The 14,010-nt window shown below is 72.5% G+C and carries 11 protein-coding genes, 1 tRNA gene and 1 pseudogene; 9 read left to right on the top strand and 4 right to left on the bottom strand.

Translation table 11 applies throughout. From position 1 onward, the window contains the following. Nucleotides 1-96: 96 nt before the first annotated feature. Together ACFYL4_RS25485 and ACFYL4_RS25480 are read left to right on the top strand one after the other, a co-directional pair. Nucleotides 97-348, top strand: a pseudogene (locus tag ACFYL4_RS25485) (BTAD domain-containing putative transcriptional regulator); the annotation flags it as partial. Nucleotides 349-492: 144 nt separating this feature from the next. Next, on the top strand, nucleotides 493-2,799 hold the full coding sequence (locus tag ACFYL4_RS25480; RefSeq protein WP_387521673.1) for an ATP-binding protein: 2,307 nt from the start codon (nucleotides 493-495) through the stop codon (nucleotides 2,797-2,799). On the opposite strand, the gene ACFYL4_RS25475 is transcribed toward ACFYL4_RS25480, so the two are convergent. From ACFYL4_RS25475 to ACFYL4_RS25465, 3 genes are all read right to left on the bottom strand, one after another. Beyond that, a complete protein-coding gene (locus ACFYL4_RS25475) occupies nucleotides 2,793-3,464 on the bottom strand; it encodes a response regulator transcription factor (protein WP_357767668.1) in 672 nt (223 codons plus the stop codon). The two genes, ACFYL4_RS25480 and ACFYL4_RS25475, sit on opposite strands and share 7 nt — an antisense overlap. 258 nt (nucleotides 3,465-3,722) lie before the next feature. Further along, nucleotides 3,723-5,255, bottom strand: coding sequence for an amidase (locus ACFYL4_RS25470; protein WP_357767665.1), 1,533 nt, complete (start codon nucleotides 5,253-5,255; stop codon nucleotides 3,723-3,725). Nucleotides 5,256-5,281: 26 nt separating this feature from the next. Beyond that, complete coding sequence (locus ACFYL4_RS25465) at nucleotides 5,282-6,313, bottom strand: D-2-hydroxyacid dehydrogenase (protein WP_387521663.1); 1,032 nt, start codon at nucleotides 6,311-6,313, stop codon at nucleotides 5,282-5,284. Nucleotides 6,314-6,649: 336 nt separating this feature from the next. On the opposite strand from ACFYL4_RS25465, the gene ACFYL4_RS25460 reads away from it, so the two are divergent. From ACFYL4_RS25460 to ACFYL4_RS25445, 4 genes are all read left to right on the top strand, one after another. Continuing rightward, nucleotides 6,650-7,132, top strand: a complete 483-nt coding sequence (locus ACFYL4_RS25460) for a DUF3830 family protein (protein WP_387521671.1) — start codon at nucleotides 6,650-6,652, stop codon at nucleotides 7,130-7,132. A gap of 83 nt (nucleotides 7,133-7,215) precedes the next feature. After that, the gene (locus ACFYL4_RS25455; RefSeq protein ID WP_387521661.1) at nucleotides 7,216-8,118 is read left to right on the top strand and encodes an Asp/Glu racemase; all 903 of its coding nucleotides are present in this window, start codon (nucleotides 7,216-7,218) and stop codon (nucleotides 8,116-8,118) included. Between the two features lie 35 nt (nucleotides 8,119-8,153). Further along, nucleotides 8,154-8,903 carry a maleate cis-trans isomerase gene (locus ACFYL4_RS25450; protein WP_357767656.1) on the top strand — a complete coding sequence of 250 codons (750 nt, stop codon included), beginning with the start codon at nucleotides 8,154-8,156 and terminating at the stop codon, nucleotides 8,901-8,903. Nucleotides 8,904-8,962: 59 nt separating this feature from the next. After that, nucleotides 8,963-9,631 (top strand): GntR family transcriptional regulator, encoded by a 669-nt coding sequence (locus ACFYL4_RS25445; protein ID WP_357767654.1) that lies wholly within the window; start codon nucleotides 8,963-8,965, stop codon nucleotides 9,629-9,631. A 210-nt stretch (nucleotides 9,632-9,841) separates the two neighbouring features. Here ACFYL4_RS25445 and ACFYL4_RS25440 read toward each other — a convergent pair whose 3' ends face one another. Further along, nucleotides 9,842-11,308 carry an NAD-dependent succinate-semialdehyde dehydrogenase gene (locus ACFYL4_RS25440; RefSeq protein ID WP_357767651.1) on the bottom strand — a complete coding sequence of 489 codons (1,467 nt, stop codon included), beginning with the start codon at nucleotides 11,306-11,308 and terminating at the stop codon, nucleotides 9,842-9,844. A gap of 160 nt (nucleotides 11,309-11,468) precedes the next feature. On the opposite strand from ACFYL4_RS25440, the gene ACFYL4_RS25435 reads away from it, so the two are divergent. From ACFYL4_RS25435 to ACFYL4_RS25425, 3 genes are all read left to right on the top strand, one after another. After that, nucleotides 11,469-12,722 (top strand): aminotransferase class III-fold pyridoxal phosphate-dependent enzyme, encoded by a 1,254-nt coding sequence (locus ACFYL4_RS25435; protein ID WP_357767648.1) that lies wholly within the window; start codon nucleotides 11,469-11,471, stop codon nucleotides 12,720-12,722. Nucleotides 12,723-12,870: 148 nt separating this feature from the next. After that, nucleotides 12,871-12,946: transfer RNA gene (locus tag ACFYL4_RS25430), tRNA-Arg, on the top strand. 733 nt (nucleotides 12,947-13,679) lie between these two features. After that, on the top strand, nucleotides 13,680-13,994 hold the full coding sequence (locus tag ACFYL4_RS25425) for a MerR family transcriptional regulator (RefSeq protein ID WP_357767646.1): 315 nt from the start codon (nucleotides 13,680-13,682) through the stop codon (nucleotides 13,992-13,994). Nucleotides 13,995-14,010 lie beyond the last annotated feature (16 nt).

Here is a 14,010-nt window from a genome sequence, read left to right as displayed (position 1 = left end):
AGCCTGGCACCGTGAGAACACCGCGCCGCCAGGCGTCCCTTGAGGGTGGTGGAGGGCGACGGGCGGGCGGAATGATCCACAAAACAGGCCCTAGCGGAGCTGCGGCTGGTCGCCGAGGAGGAGCTGGCCCGCACGAGGCTCGTGCTGGGGGAGCACGCGCGGGCGGCGGGCGACCTGGCCGACCTGGTGGCCGCGCATCCGCTCCGGGAACGGCTCCGCGCCCTGCTCGTGCGCGCGCTGTACGGCTCCGGCAGGCAGGGCGAGGCCCTGGAGGCCTACGAAGACGCGCGGACGCGGCTGCGTGAGGAACTCGGCGTCGATCCCGGACCGGAACTCGCGGCCGTGCACGCGGCCGTGCTCCGGCAGGACCCCGCGCTCGGCTCCGCCCTCGGCCGACCGGCGGCGCGCGGCAACCTTCCGGCCAGGCTCTCCGGGCTGGTCGGCCGGGAGGAAGCGGTCTCCCAGGTCGGCGCGCTCCTGGGCTCCGGCCGGATGGTCACGCTCACCGGTCCCGGAGGGGTGGGCAAGACGCGCCTGGCCGTGGAGGTGGCCCGCTCCCTCTCCGGGCGGTTCCCGGACGGCGTGTGGCTGGTGGAGCTGGCCGGGCTGTCGCCCGGGAGCGGGCCGGAGGAGGTCGCCGACGCCGTGGCCGTGGCCCTGGGAGTGCGGCAGGACGACGGGCCCCGCCGGTCGGACCCGGGCCCCGCGCGTGCGGTCGACCGGCTGGCGGCCGTGGTGCGCGACCGGCGGACACTGGTCGTGCTGGACAACTGCGAACACGTGGTGGGCGCCGCCGCCCGGGTGACGGCGGGACTGCTGGGCGCCGTGCCCGGACTGCGCGTGCTGGCCACCAGCCGGGAGCGGCTCGCGACCTCCGGCGAGCTGCTGTGGACCGTCCCGCCGCTCGACGACGAAGGAGCGACGCGCCTGTTCGCCGAGCGCGCGGCGGCCGCCGAACCCGGGTTCGCGGTCACCGGGGCGAACCGGGAACCGGTGTCGGTGATCTGCCGCCGACTCGACGGCATCCCGCTCGCCCTGGAGCTGGCCGCCACCCGCGTCCGGTCGGTCGGCGTGGCCGAGCTGGCCGAACGCCTGGACGACCGGTTCCGGGTCCTCACCTCGGGTCGGCGCGACGCACCGGCCCGCCAGCGCACCCTGCGCGCGATGATCGAGTGGAGCTGGGAACCGCTCCCCGCCGCCGAACGGGTGGTGCTCCGGCGCCTGGCGGTGCACGCGGACGGGTGCACCCTCCGCGCCGCCGAGGAGCTGTGTTCCGGGGACGGGGTGGACCGGGCCGACGTCCTGGGCCTGCTGGGCCGACTGGTGGACCGTTCGCTGGTGGTGTACCGCGACGGGCGGTACCGGCTCCTGGAGTCGGTGGCGGCCTACTGCGTCGAACGCATGGAGGCCGCCGACGAACTGGGGCGGATGCGGGACCGGCACCTCGCCTTCCACCTCGACCTCGCCGAACGCGCCGACCTCCGGGGGTTCGGCCAGCGCGACGGGTTGGGGCGGCTGGACGCGGAGGCGGGCAACCTGCGTGCGGCCCTCCAGCACGCGGGCGGGTTCCGTGAGGGGGTGCGGTTGGCCCGCGCCCTCGTCTGGTACTGGTTCCTGCGCGGTCGCCTGGGAGAGGCGCGCAGGTCGCTGGCGTTCGCGCTCGCCCCGGAGCCCGGAGCCGGGGCCGACGACGGCTCGGACGGTGGCGGCGGACCGGACGACACCGACCCCCTCCGGATCGAGACGACGGCGTGGTGGGTCGGCTTCGGGATGCTGCTCGGCGACGACGTCGACCCCGTGGGACGCTCCCGCGAGGTACTGGACCGGTTCGACGCCCACGGGGTGCGGGCCGCGCGGGCGCGGTGGTTCCTGGCCTACGCCCAGTACGGGTACGGCGGCCAGGACATCCGTGAGGCACGCCTCCTGAGAGCGCTCGAGGAGTCCCGTGCCGAGGACGACCGCTGGGGTGTGGCGGCGGCACTGGTGGCGCTGGCCTCCCCCGCGCTCCTGCGAGGCGACATCGAGGCCGCCCGTCGGGCCGGGACACGCAGCCTGGCCCTGTTCGACGAGGTCGGCGACGGCTGGGGACGGCTACGGAGCACCGCCGTCCTCGGCGAACTGGCCGAGATCTCCGGGGACTACGAGGAGGCCGCCCGGCTGAGGCGGGACGGGCTGCGTGACGCCGAGGAGCTCGGGCTCTGGCCGGAGGTCTCCTACCGGTTGGCCGTCCTGGGGCGGGTCGCGCTGCTCACCGGCGACCTCGACGCGGCCGACGACCTGCACGAACGGGCACGCGGGATCGCGGCCGCGAGGTCCAGCAGGCAGGAGGAGCAGTTCGCCGAGATGGGCCTGGCCTTCGCCGCGCGGCGGCGCGGCAGGCTCGACGACGCCGAGCGGCACCTGCGCCGCTGGCTGGGGTGGAACCGCAGCCGGGAGGGCGAACCGGGGGTGGCGCTCATCCTCGCCGAACTCGGCTTCGTGGCGGAGCTGCGCGGTGACGTCGGGGCGGCCCTCGCGCTCCACACCGAGGGGGAGGCCACCGCGCGGGCCATGCGCGACCCGCGCGCGATCGCTCTGGCCCTGGAGGGGCAGGCCGGGGCCCGCTCCCTCGCGGGAGAACACGAGCGCGCGGCGCGCCTGCTGGGAGCGGCGGCGGCGCTGCGGGAGTCGGCCGGGTCCCCGTTGCCTCCGGGCGAACGGGGCGACGTCGAGCGCGCCACCGCACGGTTGCGTGCCGCGCTGGGGGAGCGGGGGCTGGCGGCGGCTCTGGCCGCCGGACGGGAGGGGCCGGATCAGTAGCGGCGGCCGCGCAGCTCGGCCACCAGCACCGCCGCCTGGGTGCGGCGCTTGAGGTCCAGTTTGGCCAGCAGCGCGGAGACGTAGTTCTTCACGGTCTTCTCGGCCAGGTACAGGCGCTCACCGATCTGCCGGTTGGTCATGCCCTCGCCGATGAGGTCGAGGATCTGGCGCTCCTGCGGGGTCAGCTCCGCCAGGGGGTCGGGCTCGGCCTGGGCCCCGCGCAGCCGCTCGAGCATCGCGCCGGTGCTGCCCGAGTCCAGCAGGGAGCCGCCCGCCGCGACCGTGCGCACCGCGCCGACGAGGTCGGCGCCGTGGATCTGCTTGAGGACGTACCCGGCGGCCCCGGCCATCACGGCGTCGTACAGGGCGTCCTCGTCGGCGAAGGACGTGAGCATCAGGCAGGCGATCCCGGGGTGGTCGGAGCGGATCTCGCGGCACACCTGCACCCCGGAGCCGCCCGGCAGGCGCACGTCGAGCACGGCCACGTCGGGCAGCACCACCGGGATGCGGGACAGCGCCTGCTCGGCGGTCCCGGCCTCGCCCACGATCGTCATGTCGTCCTCGGTCTCCAAGAGCGCGGCCACGCCGCGCCGGACGACCTCGTGGTCGTCGACGAGGAAGACCCTGATCGGCTTCCGGGCACCCTCGGCTCCACCGTGGCTCATCGCGGCCCCTTCCTCGTCTCGTGTCCGCTCGGACCTGACACCGCTTCGAGGAAGACGTTAACGCCTGAGAGGAGCGCCACGGGGGTCCTTGGACACCGAACTCCCCGGGCGAAGGTCCCAGAATCGGACAAATACGTGACCTCGGGTGAGAAGTGCCTGATCACGCCTGGTCTGAGTGCGGGCGCCGCCACCGCATCGTCACCATCTCGTCACCCGGGCCGGGCGCCGGAACCCGAACAGGGTCCCGGCGCCCGCGCCTCACGGCCGCCGGCCCGCCCAGGGGCGGGCGAGTTCGAAGGCCCGGCAGGCCCGGAGCACGCGCGCGTCGGAGTGCCGGGGGCCCACCACCTGGAGGCCGATCGGCAGACCCGACTCGCTGAACCCGCACGGCACGCTCGCGGCGGGCTGCTGGGTCATGTTGAACGGGTAGCTGAACCCGGCCCAGGAGGTCCACCGCCGCCCCGCCAGCTCGGGCGGCGACTCCAGCCCGGCCTCGAAGGCCACGATCGGCATGGTGGGCGTCAGCAGGAGGTCGTAGGTCTCGTGGAAGCGGCCCATCCGGGCCCCCATCGCCATGCGCAGCGCCATCGCCGTCAGGTAGTCCTGGGCCGTGTAGGTGCCGCCCTCCTCGATGATCTCCCGCAGGCCCGGGTCCTGGAGGTCGCGGTCCCGGTCGGTGAGCCGCTCGGTGGCCTTGGCCGCCCCCGAGTACCAGAGCACGTGGAACTCCTCCAGGGAGCCCGGCAGCTCGGGGTCGGTCTCCTCCACCTCGGCGCCCAGCGCCGCGAACACGCTCGCCGCGTCGGCGACCACGCGGGCCACCTCGGGGTCCACGTCCAGCCCGCCCAGGGTGGGGCTGTAGGCGATGCGCATGCCCCGCACCAGCGCCTCGGGGTCAGTGCCGCGCCCCGCCTCGGCCAGCCCGCCCGGGGCCGGGGTCGGCATGGCCATCCAGTCCCGGGAGTCGAACCCGGAGACCACGTCCAGCATCAGCGCCATGTCGCCCACGGTGCGGGCCATCGGCCCGGTATGCGCGAGCGACCCGAACGGGCTCGCCGGGAAGTGCGGCACCAGGCCCCAGGTGGGCTTGATCCCGCAGATGCCCGTGAAGCTGGCCGGGATGCGGATGGAGCCGCCCCCGTCCGTCCCGGTGGAGATCGGGCCCATCCCGGCGGCCACCGCGGCCGCCGACCCCCCGCTGGAGCCGCCGGGAGTGGTCGACAGGTCCCACGGGTTGCGCGTGATCCCGGTGAGCGGGTTGTCCGTGACGCCCTTCCAGGCCAGCTCCGGCGTGGTCGTCTTGCCGACGAACACCGCCCCCTGCTCGCGCAGGCGCGCCACCACGGGGGAGTCCTCGTCCCACGGGCCCTCCTGGGAGGAGGTCACCGACCCCTTGAGGGTGGGCCACCCCTTCGTCAGGTGGATGTCCTTGACGGAGGCGGGGACGCCGTCCAGTCTGCCCTCGGGCTCGCCCCGCCGCCAGCGCTCCGCTGAGGCGCGGGCCGCCTCGCGCGCCTCCTCGGGGCGCACCAGGCAGAACGCGTTCAGGGCCGGGTTGTCCTGCTCGATGCGTTCGAGCACCGCGTCGACCGCCTCCACCGGGGACAGCTCCCCGGTGGAGTAGGCGCGCAGGAGTTCTTCGGCGGACAGGTCGGCCGGTGTCGCGGGTTCGCCCGCGCGCGCCGCCGGGACGCCGCGCGCGGCCCCCGCGTCGGCACCGGTGGAGCCTTCGGCCGCACCGACGGCCGCACCGGCGTCGTCGGTCCCGGCCCGGTCGGAACGGATCGTCACATCAGCCTCCCAAGTCACGCGAGGGGTCAGCCGGGCACGTAGCCCCGGCGCTTGTCCACGACGTTGCGCGGTCCGCGCCCGTCCAGGTAACGGGCGAGGTTGTCCAGGAACAGCTCGACCAGGTCCTCCCGCCAGCCGACGACGTCACCGGACATGTGCGGCGACACGATCGACCCGGGCAGCCCCCAGAGCGGGTTGATGGCCTTGAGCGGTTCCCGTTCGAAGACGTCCAGTGCGGCACCGGCGATCGCGCCTTGGTCCAGGGCGGCGACCAGGTCGGACTGGACGACGATGGGGCCGCGCGCGATGTTGACCAGCCGCGCGGTGGGTTTCATCAGGTCGAGGAAGGGCCGGGCGACCAGGCCCCGGGTGGCCTCGGTGAGCGGCGCGGCGACCACGACGTAGTCGGCCTCGGGGAGCTCGCCGACCAGCGTGGGGCCGCCGTCGGCGCCTCGCTCGTCCAGGCTGGACTCGACCACGGAGCCGAAGTCGGGGTCGCCGTCGCGGGCGTGGCTGCCCGATCCGTGGACCTCCATGCCCACGGCCCGGAGCTTGCGGGCGATCGCCCGGCCGATCGGCCCGGTGCCGACGACCAGGGCGCGCCGACCGGCCACGCGCTCGGTCTCGCGGTGCCGCCACACCCGCTCCCGCTGGAGGTCCCAGGTGCCGTGGAGGTCCTTGGCGAAGGAGATGACCAGGCCCAGGACGTACTCGGCGATGTGCTCGTCGAAGACCCCGCGCGAGTTGGTGACCACCACGTCGCTCTCGACCAGCCCGGGGAACATGAGGTTGTCCACGCCGGTGGTGGCGGCGTGCACCCACCTCAAGGAGTCGGCCTTGGACCAGGAGTCGGCCAGCGCCTCGGTGAACAGGTCCCACACGAGCAGGAGGTCCGCGCCGGGAAGGGCGGTGGGCAGCTCGTCGGCGGTGGCGTAGACGACCCCGCCGAGTCCGGGGTGGTCGTCGATGCGCTCGTGCCCCGGTGGAAGGTCCTCGCCTCGGAGGACGACGAGACGGGGCCGCTCGGGCACGGACGGGTTGGCGGCGGAACTGTTCACGGGCGCCCTTTCCGGTTGCGACGGTGTTCTGACGTGCCGATCCTGTCGTCGGAGTGGTGGTTTCGCCCTGCACGGGAAACGCTAGGGAGCCGCTCATGGATTGTCAACAATCCACAAAACGCCCGTTCCGGGCCTTTGCGGCGTGTTGTCCACAAGGCCTCCGGGCCTTCTCGGGGCGTCGTTCACCCGCACCGACGCTGACGGCGTACCCGCGCGTCCCGGCGGCTATTGCCGTCCGGGGTGGATGGATCGTAAGATTGTAGACAATCAACATCACGTGAGGTGCCAGGGAACCCTGACGAAATATCTTCGAAGGGACGCCACTTGCCCAGATACATGACCGTCACCCTCGCTCGACGCGGGGTCTCCTGCGTGGCCGAACTCCTGGAGGCGGACGCCCCCCGCACCTGCGAAGCGGTGTGGAACGCGCTCCCGCAGGGGGACGCCGTCCAGCACGCCAAGTACGCGCGCAACGAGGTCTACACGATGGTGCCGAGGTTCGCCGACCCCGAACCGGGCCAGGAGAACCCCACCGTCACGCCCATCCCCGGCGACATCGTCTACTTCTCGTTCGACGAGGGCATGCTCGACCGCTCCTTCAAGGAGGACAAGGGCATCGGACACCTGCCCGGCGTCATCGACCTCGCCCTGTTCTACGGGCGCAACAACCTGCTGCTCAACGGCGACGTGGGCTGGGTCCCCGGCAACGTGTTCGCCACCGTCGTGGAGAACCTGCCCGCCATGGCCGAGGCCTGCAACGACGTCTGGCGCTCCGGGAGCGTCGGCGAACGCCTCCTGTACGAACGGCTCGAACGCTGACCGGCCCCGAGTCGGCGGTCCGGGAGACCCCGAGGCCGCACGAGCCGACACGACCGCGACCGAAACCGGGAGGTGAGTGACCGATGCGGACCGAGCGAGACCGAGCGGCCCACGAGGGCGGCCCCGGAGGCGGCCCGGTGCGACGCCCCGAGGCGGGAGACGACGACCGGACCCCCGCCCCCCTCCCCTTCACGGTGGACCCGACCATCCCCGAACACGGCGTGACGCACCCGGTCGCCGACCTTTCGGCGACCACGCTCACCCCCTGGCAGGCGGGCGTCGGCGTCGTGGCGCCCTACGACTTCGCGCTCGACCGCGAACTGTGGCGCTGGACGCCCGACGACGTCTCACTGCTCATCACCCGTCTGCCGTACGTGCGCATCCCGGTGACCGTCGACCAGGCCGCGGCCCTCAGCCGCGGCAAGCGCGTGACCAAGGCGGTCCGGGCCCTCACGGCCCCCGAGCCCCTCGCGGTCGGCTACGCCTGCGCCTCCGGCAGCTTCGTGCACGGAGCGCACGGAGAACGGGAACTGCGTACCACCATGCTGGCGGCGGGAGCGCCCGCCGCCGTCACCACCTCGGGCGCGCTGATCAACGCCCTGCGCGCCCTGGAGACCGACCGCATCGCGGTGGTCACCCCGTACGTCGACAGCGTCACCGACCGCCTGCTCGACTACCTCGCCGAACACGACGTCGGGGTCACCTCCAGCGTGGGGCTCGGCCTGCTCAGCCACATCTGGAGGGTCACCTACGCCGAGGTCGCCCGGGCGGTCCACGAGGTCGACCGCCCCGACGCCCAGGCCGTCTTCATCAGCTGCACCAACGTCCTCACCTACGACATCATCGCGCCCCTGGAACGAGAGCTGGGCAAACCGGTGATCGCCGCCAACCAGGTCACCATGTGGGACCTGCTGCGGGCCGCCGGACACCAGCCCGTGGCCCACGGCCAGCGCCTGGTCGACGCGACCGCGCCCAGCGCCGTCTGACACCGCCCGGAGGGCGCCCGGCCCCAAGGAGAACCATGACCCGAGTCGGAATCCTGTATCCCGGCCACAGCGCCGAGGACGACTACCGGACCTTCGCCGAGGCGCTCGGCGGCGAGGTCGAACTCCCGCTGGTGCACACGCTCATGCGTGAGGACGCCCACCGGGTGGACGCCCTGCTGGACGTGGGCAGCGAGGGCGTGCTCGCCAAGGGCGCCCAGGAGCTGACCGCGATGCGGGTCGACTCCGCCGTCTGGGCCTGCACGAGCGGCAGCTTCGTGTTCGGCTGGGAGGGCGCCCGCCGCCAGGTGGAGGGGGTGCGGGAGGTGACGGGCGTACCGAGCTCCAGCACCTCCTTCGCCTTCGTGCACGCCCTGAGCCAGCTACGCGCCTCCCGGGTCGCCATCGCCGCCACCTATCCCGACGACGTCGCCCTGCGCTTCGTGGAGTTCCTCACCGACGCCGGAGTGACCGTCATGTCCATGGCCAGCCACGGCATCGCCACGGCGGCCGAGGTCGGCCACCTCGACCCCGACGAGGCGCTCGACTTCGTCATCTCCAACGACCACCCCAGGGCCGAGGCGGTCCTGGTCCCCGACACGGCCCTGCACAGCGCGGACCTCATCGAACCGATGGAGGCCCTGCTGGGCAAGACGGTGCTCACCGCCAACCAGGTCAGCGTGTGGGAGGGCCTGCGGCTCGCCGGACAGTGCGGGGCCAGGTCCGGGCCGGGCACGCTCTTCCGCTCCGGGGCCTCCGTGGTCCGGAGCGCGTTCGAGTCCGGTTAGCCTCGGGGCCAGTCGCGCCCGGTTCGTCACCTTTGCACCGAAGCCTCGAAGGGAACACCATGCCAGCCCCCGGTCAGCTCAGACCCGTCCCCAGACGGTCCACCGCCGAGCTGATCGCCGACCAGCTGAGATCGGCGATCATGTACGGCTCACTCGCCCCGGGGGACCAGCTCGGCGAGGCCGAACTGGCCGGACGGCTGGGCGTCAGCCGGGGGCCGCTCCGCGAGGCCATGCAGCGCCTGGTCCAGGAGGGCCTGCTCCGCAGTGAACGGCACAGGGGCCTGTTCGTGCGCGAGCTCACGCCCGACGACGTCCGGGACGTCTACGTGGCCCGGCTCGCGGTGGAGCGCACCGCCTGCGAGCTGATCATGCGGGGCAACCGGGGAGAGGCCCTGGCCCGCCTCACCCCCGCCGTGGACCGGTTGGCCGAGGCGGCCGCCAGCGCCGACCGCACCGCCATGAGCGACGCCGACCAGGAGTTCCACCGCACCCTGGTGAGCTGCTCGGGCAACTCCCGGCTCGAGCGCATGGCGCAGACCCTGCTGGTCGAGACCCGCATGTGCCTCACCGTGATGCAGTCCGTCTACCCCGAGCCCCAGGAGCTCCTGGACGAGCACCGCCGCATCCTCGACGCCATCGTGGAGGGCGAGGAGGAACGGCTGCTCACGCTCATCGAGTCGCACATGGTCGACACCGTCGCCCGCATCAACGCGGAGTCCGCGGCCTGACCCGGACGGACCCGTGCCCGGTCACGGGGTGCGGGGCCGTGCCCCGAGGCGCGGGGCCGCCGCTAAGCCGCGTGCCCGATTACGCTGCCCGGAGCCGACCGAGCGGGGTGCGGCTCGGCCACGCGGGCCGCGGTCCCACACGGCCCGCCGTGAGGCCGTCCCGGTGGCATTGCCGCGACCCGGGACGACCCCCTGCGAGAGCCCGAGCGGTCAGACCAGGCCGCCGATCCCCACGTACTTGGTGTCCAGGAACTCGTCGATGCCCACACGGCCGCCCTCGCGGCCCAGACCCGAGTGCTTGACACCGCCGAACGGCGCCGCGGGGTTGGACACCACGCCCTGGTTGAGGCCGACCATGCCGGTCTCCAGGGCCTCACTCACCCGCATGGCCCGGTTCAGGTCACGGGTGTACAAGTAGCTGACCAGGCCGAACTCGGTGTCGTTGGCGGCGCGGACCGCCTCCTCCTCCGTCTCGAAGGTGAGCACCGGCGCCACCGGGCCGAAGATCTCGGTGGTCGACAGCTCCGCCGCGAACGGGACGTCGGCCAGCACCGTCGGCTGGTAGAAGTGCCCCGGTCCGTCGCCGGGCCCCCCGCCGACGAGCACGCGCGCCCCGCGCCGCACGGCGTCGTCCACCAGCCCCTGGACCTTGTCGCGCGCCTTGTCGTCGATCAGCGGGCCCACGTCCGCGCCGTCGTCCAGCCCCCGGCCCAGCCGGAGGGCGCCCATGCGCTCGCTGAGCCGCCGCGAGAACTCCTCGGCGATTCCGGACTGGGCGTAGATCCGGTTGGCGGCCGTGCAGGCCTCGCCGATGTTGCGCATCTTGGCGAGCATCGCACCGTCCACCGCGGCGTCCAGGTCGGCGTCGTCGAAGACCAGGAACGGCGCGTTGCCGCCCAGCTCCATCGACGTGCGCAGGACCTGCGGGGCGCTCTGCTCCAGCAGCTTGCGGCCCACGGCGGTGGAGCCGGTGAACGACAGCTTGCGGACGCGGCCGTCCGACAGCAGGGGCTCGGTGAGCGCACCGGGGTCCGTGGTGGGCAGGACGCTGAGCACGCCCTCGGGGAGGCCCGCCTCGGACAGGATTCCGGCCAGGGCCAGCGCCGACAGCGGCGTCTGGTGGGCGGGCTTGAGGATCATCGTGCAGCCGGAGGCGATCGCCGGGCCGATCTTGCGGGTGCCCATCGCCATGGGGAAGTTCCACGGGGTGATGAGCATGCACGGGCCCACCGGCTGGCGCATGATGAGGAAGCGCGACTTGCCGTCCGGCGAGGTGGAGTACCCGCCCTCGATCCGTACGGCCTCCTCGGAGAACCACCGGAAGAACTCGGCCGCGTAGGCGATCTCGCCCCGGGCCTCGGCCAGCGGCTTGCCCATCTCCAGGGTCATGAGGACGGCCAGCTCCTCCTGGCGCTCCATGAGCAGCTGGAAGCTCCTGTGCAGGATCTCGCCGCGCTCGCGGGGCGCGACCCGGGCCCACCCCGGCTGGGCCCGCGCCGCGGCGTCCAGGGCCTCCAGAGCGTCGTCCCGGCCCGCGTCGGCCACGTCGCACAGCACCTTGCGAGTGGACGGGTCCTCGACCTCGAAGGTCGCGCCCGAGGAGGAGTCCCGCCACTTCCCGCCGAGGAAGAGCCTCTTGTCCACCTGTGCGACGACCCGTGCTTCGCGATCCGACATGTTCTCTCCTCCGTCGACGGGCCGCCCCGGCGTGGAACGGCCTGTGGTCAGAACTGCCCGACGTGCGCCCGCTGGACACCGCCGCGCCCCGGATGTTTCCATAGCAGCGTCGATTGTCAACAATCCTACGGAACTCGACACAAGGAATTGAGGCCATCGCATGGCGGAGCTCTCCCCGGTTCTCAAGCAGGCGACCCCGGTCGTCGCGGCACGAGGCGAGGGTGTCTACATCTACGACGAGGACGACCGCCGTTTCCTCGACTTCACCGCCGGGATCGGCGTGACCAGCACCGGGCACTGCCACCCCAGGGTGGTCGCGGCCGCACAGGAGCAGGTCGCGACCCTGATCCACGGCCAGTACACCACCGTGATGCACCGGCCCCTGCTGCGACTCACCGAACGCCTCGGCGAGGTGCTGCCCGAGGGGATCGACCGCCTGTTCTACGTGAACTCCGGCAGTGAGGCCGTGGAGGCGGCGCTGCGCCTGGCCCGCCAGGCCACCGGCCGCCAGAACGCGGTGGTCTTCCAGGGCTCCTTCCACGGGCGCACCATGGGAGCCGCCTCGCTCACCACGTCCGGGGTGAAGATCCGCGCCGGAATCGGCCCGCTCGTGCCCGGTGTGGTGGTCGCGCCGTTCCCGTACGCGTTCCGCCTCGGCCTGTCCGAGGAGGAGGCGGTGGCGTACGCCCTGCGGGAGCTCGACTACCAGTTCGCCACGGTGACCTCCCCGAAGGACACCGCCGCCGTGTTCATCGAGCCCGTCCTCGGTGAGGGCGGCTACGTGCCCGTCCCCGACGCCTTCCTCCAGGGGCTGCGGGAGCGCGCCGACCGGCACGGGTTCCTGCTGGTGGTGGACGAGGTCCAGACCGGCTTCGGCCGCACCGGTACGTTCTGGGGCCACGAGCCGTCCGGGGTGCGCCCGGACATCGTCATCACCGCGAAGGGGCTGGCCAGCGGCTTCCCGCTGTCCGCGATCGCCGCGCCGGCCGCGATCATGGAGAAGGCCTGGCCGGGTTCCCAGGGCGGCACCTACGGCGGCAACGCGGTCTCCTGCGCTGCGGCCCTGGCCACCCTGGACGTCATCCAGGAGGAGGGGCTGGTGGAGAACGCCGCCCGCCAGGGCGAGCGGCTCCAGCAGGGCCTGGCCAAGATCGCCGAGGCGCACCCGTCCATCGGTGACGTCCGGGGCCGCGGCCTGATGCGGGCCAACGAGTTCGTCAAGGAGGACGGCAGCCCCGACGGAGAGGCCGCGCAGCGCGCCCAGCAGGCGGCGTCCAGGAACGGCCTGCTGCTGCTGACCTGCGGCCCGGCGGGCAACGTGGTCCGCTTCATCCCGGCCCTGGTGGTCAACGGCGAGCAGGTCGACACCGCCCTGGAGCTGTGGGCGGCCTCCGTGGAGGAGAGCGTGGTCTAGACGCTGGCGGGGCGCCGACCCCGGGGTCGGCGCCCCATGGCCCGGGTCACACCGAAAACTGGCGCAAAGGTGCTCCGACGCCGTGATAGAGTCGGAGACGTCGCAAGGGAGAGCGCAGCTCACCCGGGCGACACACAACTGAAGACCTGCACTCGTAGCTCAATGGATAGAGCATCTGACTACGGATCAGAAGGTTGGGGGTTCGAGTCCTCCCGAGTGCACCACCTTGAGACAGTGGAGAAGCCGCCCGGTTCGCGCAAGCAGCCGGGCGGCTTCTTTTGTGTCGGGGCAGACTTCCGATGGACCCAGGGTCCAGCTGGTGTCCGTGGGTCCTGAAGAGGGCCCTCAGGTGTACCCAGCTTCTCCAGAGTGGGAACGTCGTGGAGAAGCTTTGAAACTCATCTCCAGAGACACGGAAACTTGTAGCGGCGAGGGTAGACATGCGTGCCGCTCGTTGCTAAGTTTTCTTCCACGGCCACTGAGTTACACGGCTGGACCACCGGATACGTCGGTGGAGAGCAGGTCGGCTCGACGGCGCGCACGTGCTTCAAGGCGCCGGGGGCCGGTAGGACAGCAGTACCGCGGTACCGGTCTCTCGCTCGTGCAGGGGAGGCCGCAGCAGGAAGAAGGACGCAGTAGGGCTTGACCGGCGCACGGTTGTACGGCGTCGGGAGCCGGAAGCAGTCGAAAGCAGTGCACGAAGTGAGAAGCGAGAGGAGTAGATGCCATCAGGATCGCCCGAGCGTGGAGAGGACTCCGCCCGGGTACCGCAGGCCCCTGGATGTGAAGGAAGGTGGTCCACGGTCACACAACCGCGATCCCCACGATCCCGTCCCAGCTTGACCTCGGGGTTTGGAAGACCGGCTCCCGCCGGTAGGTGGTATTGAACTCTCGGGCCCCAGCGCCGAAACGGCGCTGGGGCCCTCTACGTGCGTTCAGGAGAAGGAAGACACGCACTTGCCCCGTCCCGACACCGGCCACCGGTTCGACGATGACAACTACCCCGCCTACACCGTGGGCGCCGCCGCGGAGATGATCGGCGCCACACCGTCGTTTCTGCGCGCTCTCGGTCAGGCCAGACTGATCGAGCCCCTGCGCTCGGAGGGCGGACACCGCCGCTACTCCCGATACCAGCTCAAGATCGCCGCCCGCGCCCGCGAACTCGTCGACGAGGGGACTCCGATCGAGTCCGCCTGCCGCATCATCATCCTGGAGGACCAGCTCGAGGAGGCGTTGCGCATCAACGAGGAGATGCGCGCCAAAGATCTGTGAAGCCGATGGGGCGCGC

The sequence above is a fragment of the Nocardiopsis sp. NPDC006938 genome (assembly GCF_042869555.1).
GTDB lineage: Bacteria > Actinomycetota > Actinomycetes > Streptosporangiales > Streptosporangiaceae > Nocardiopsis.
Note: the sequence above shows the minus strand (reverse complement) of the source record. Positions and strands in the feature narration are given on the sequence as shown.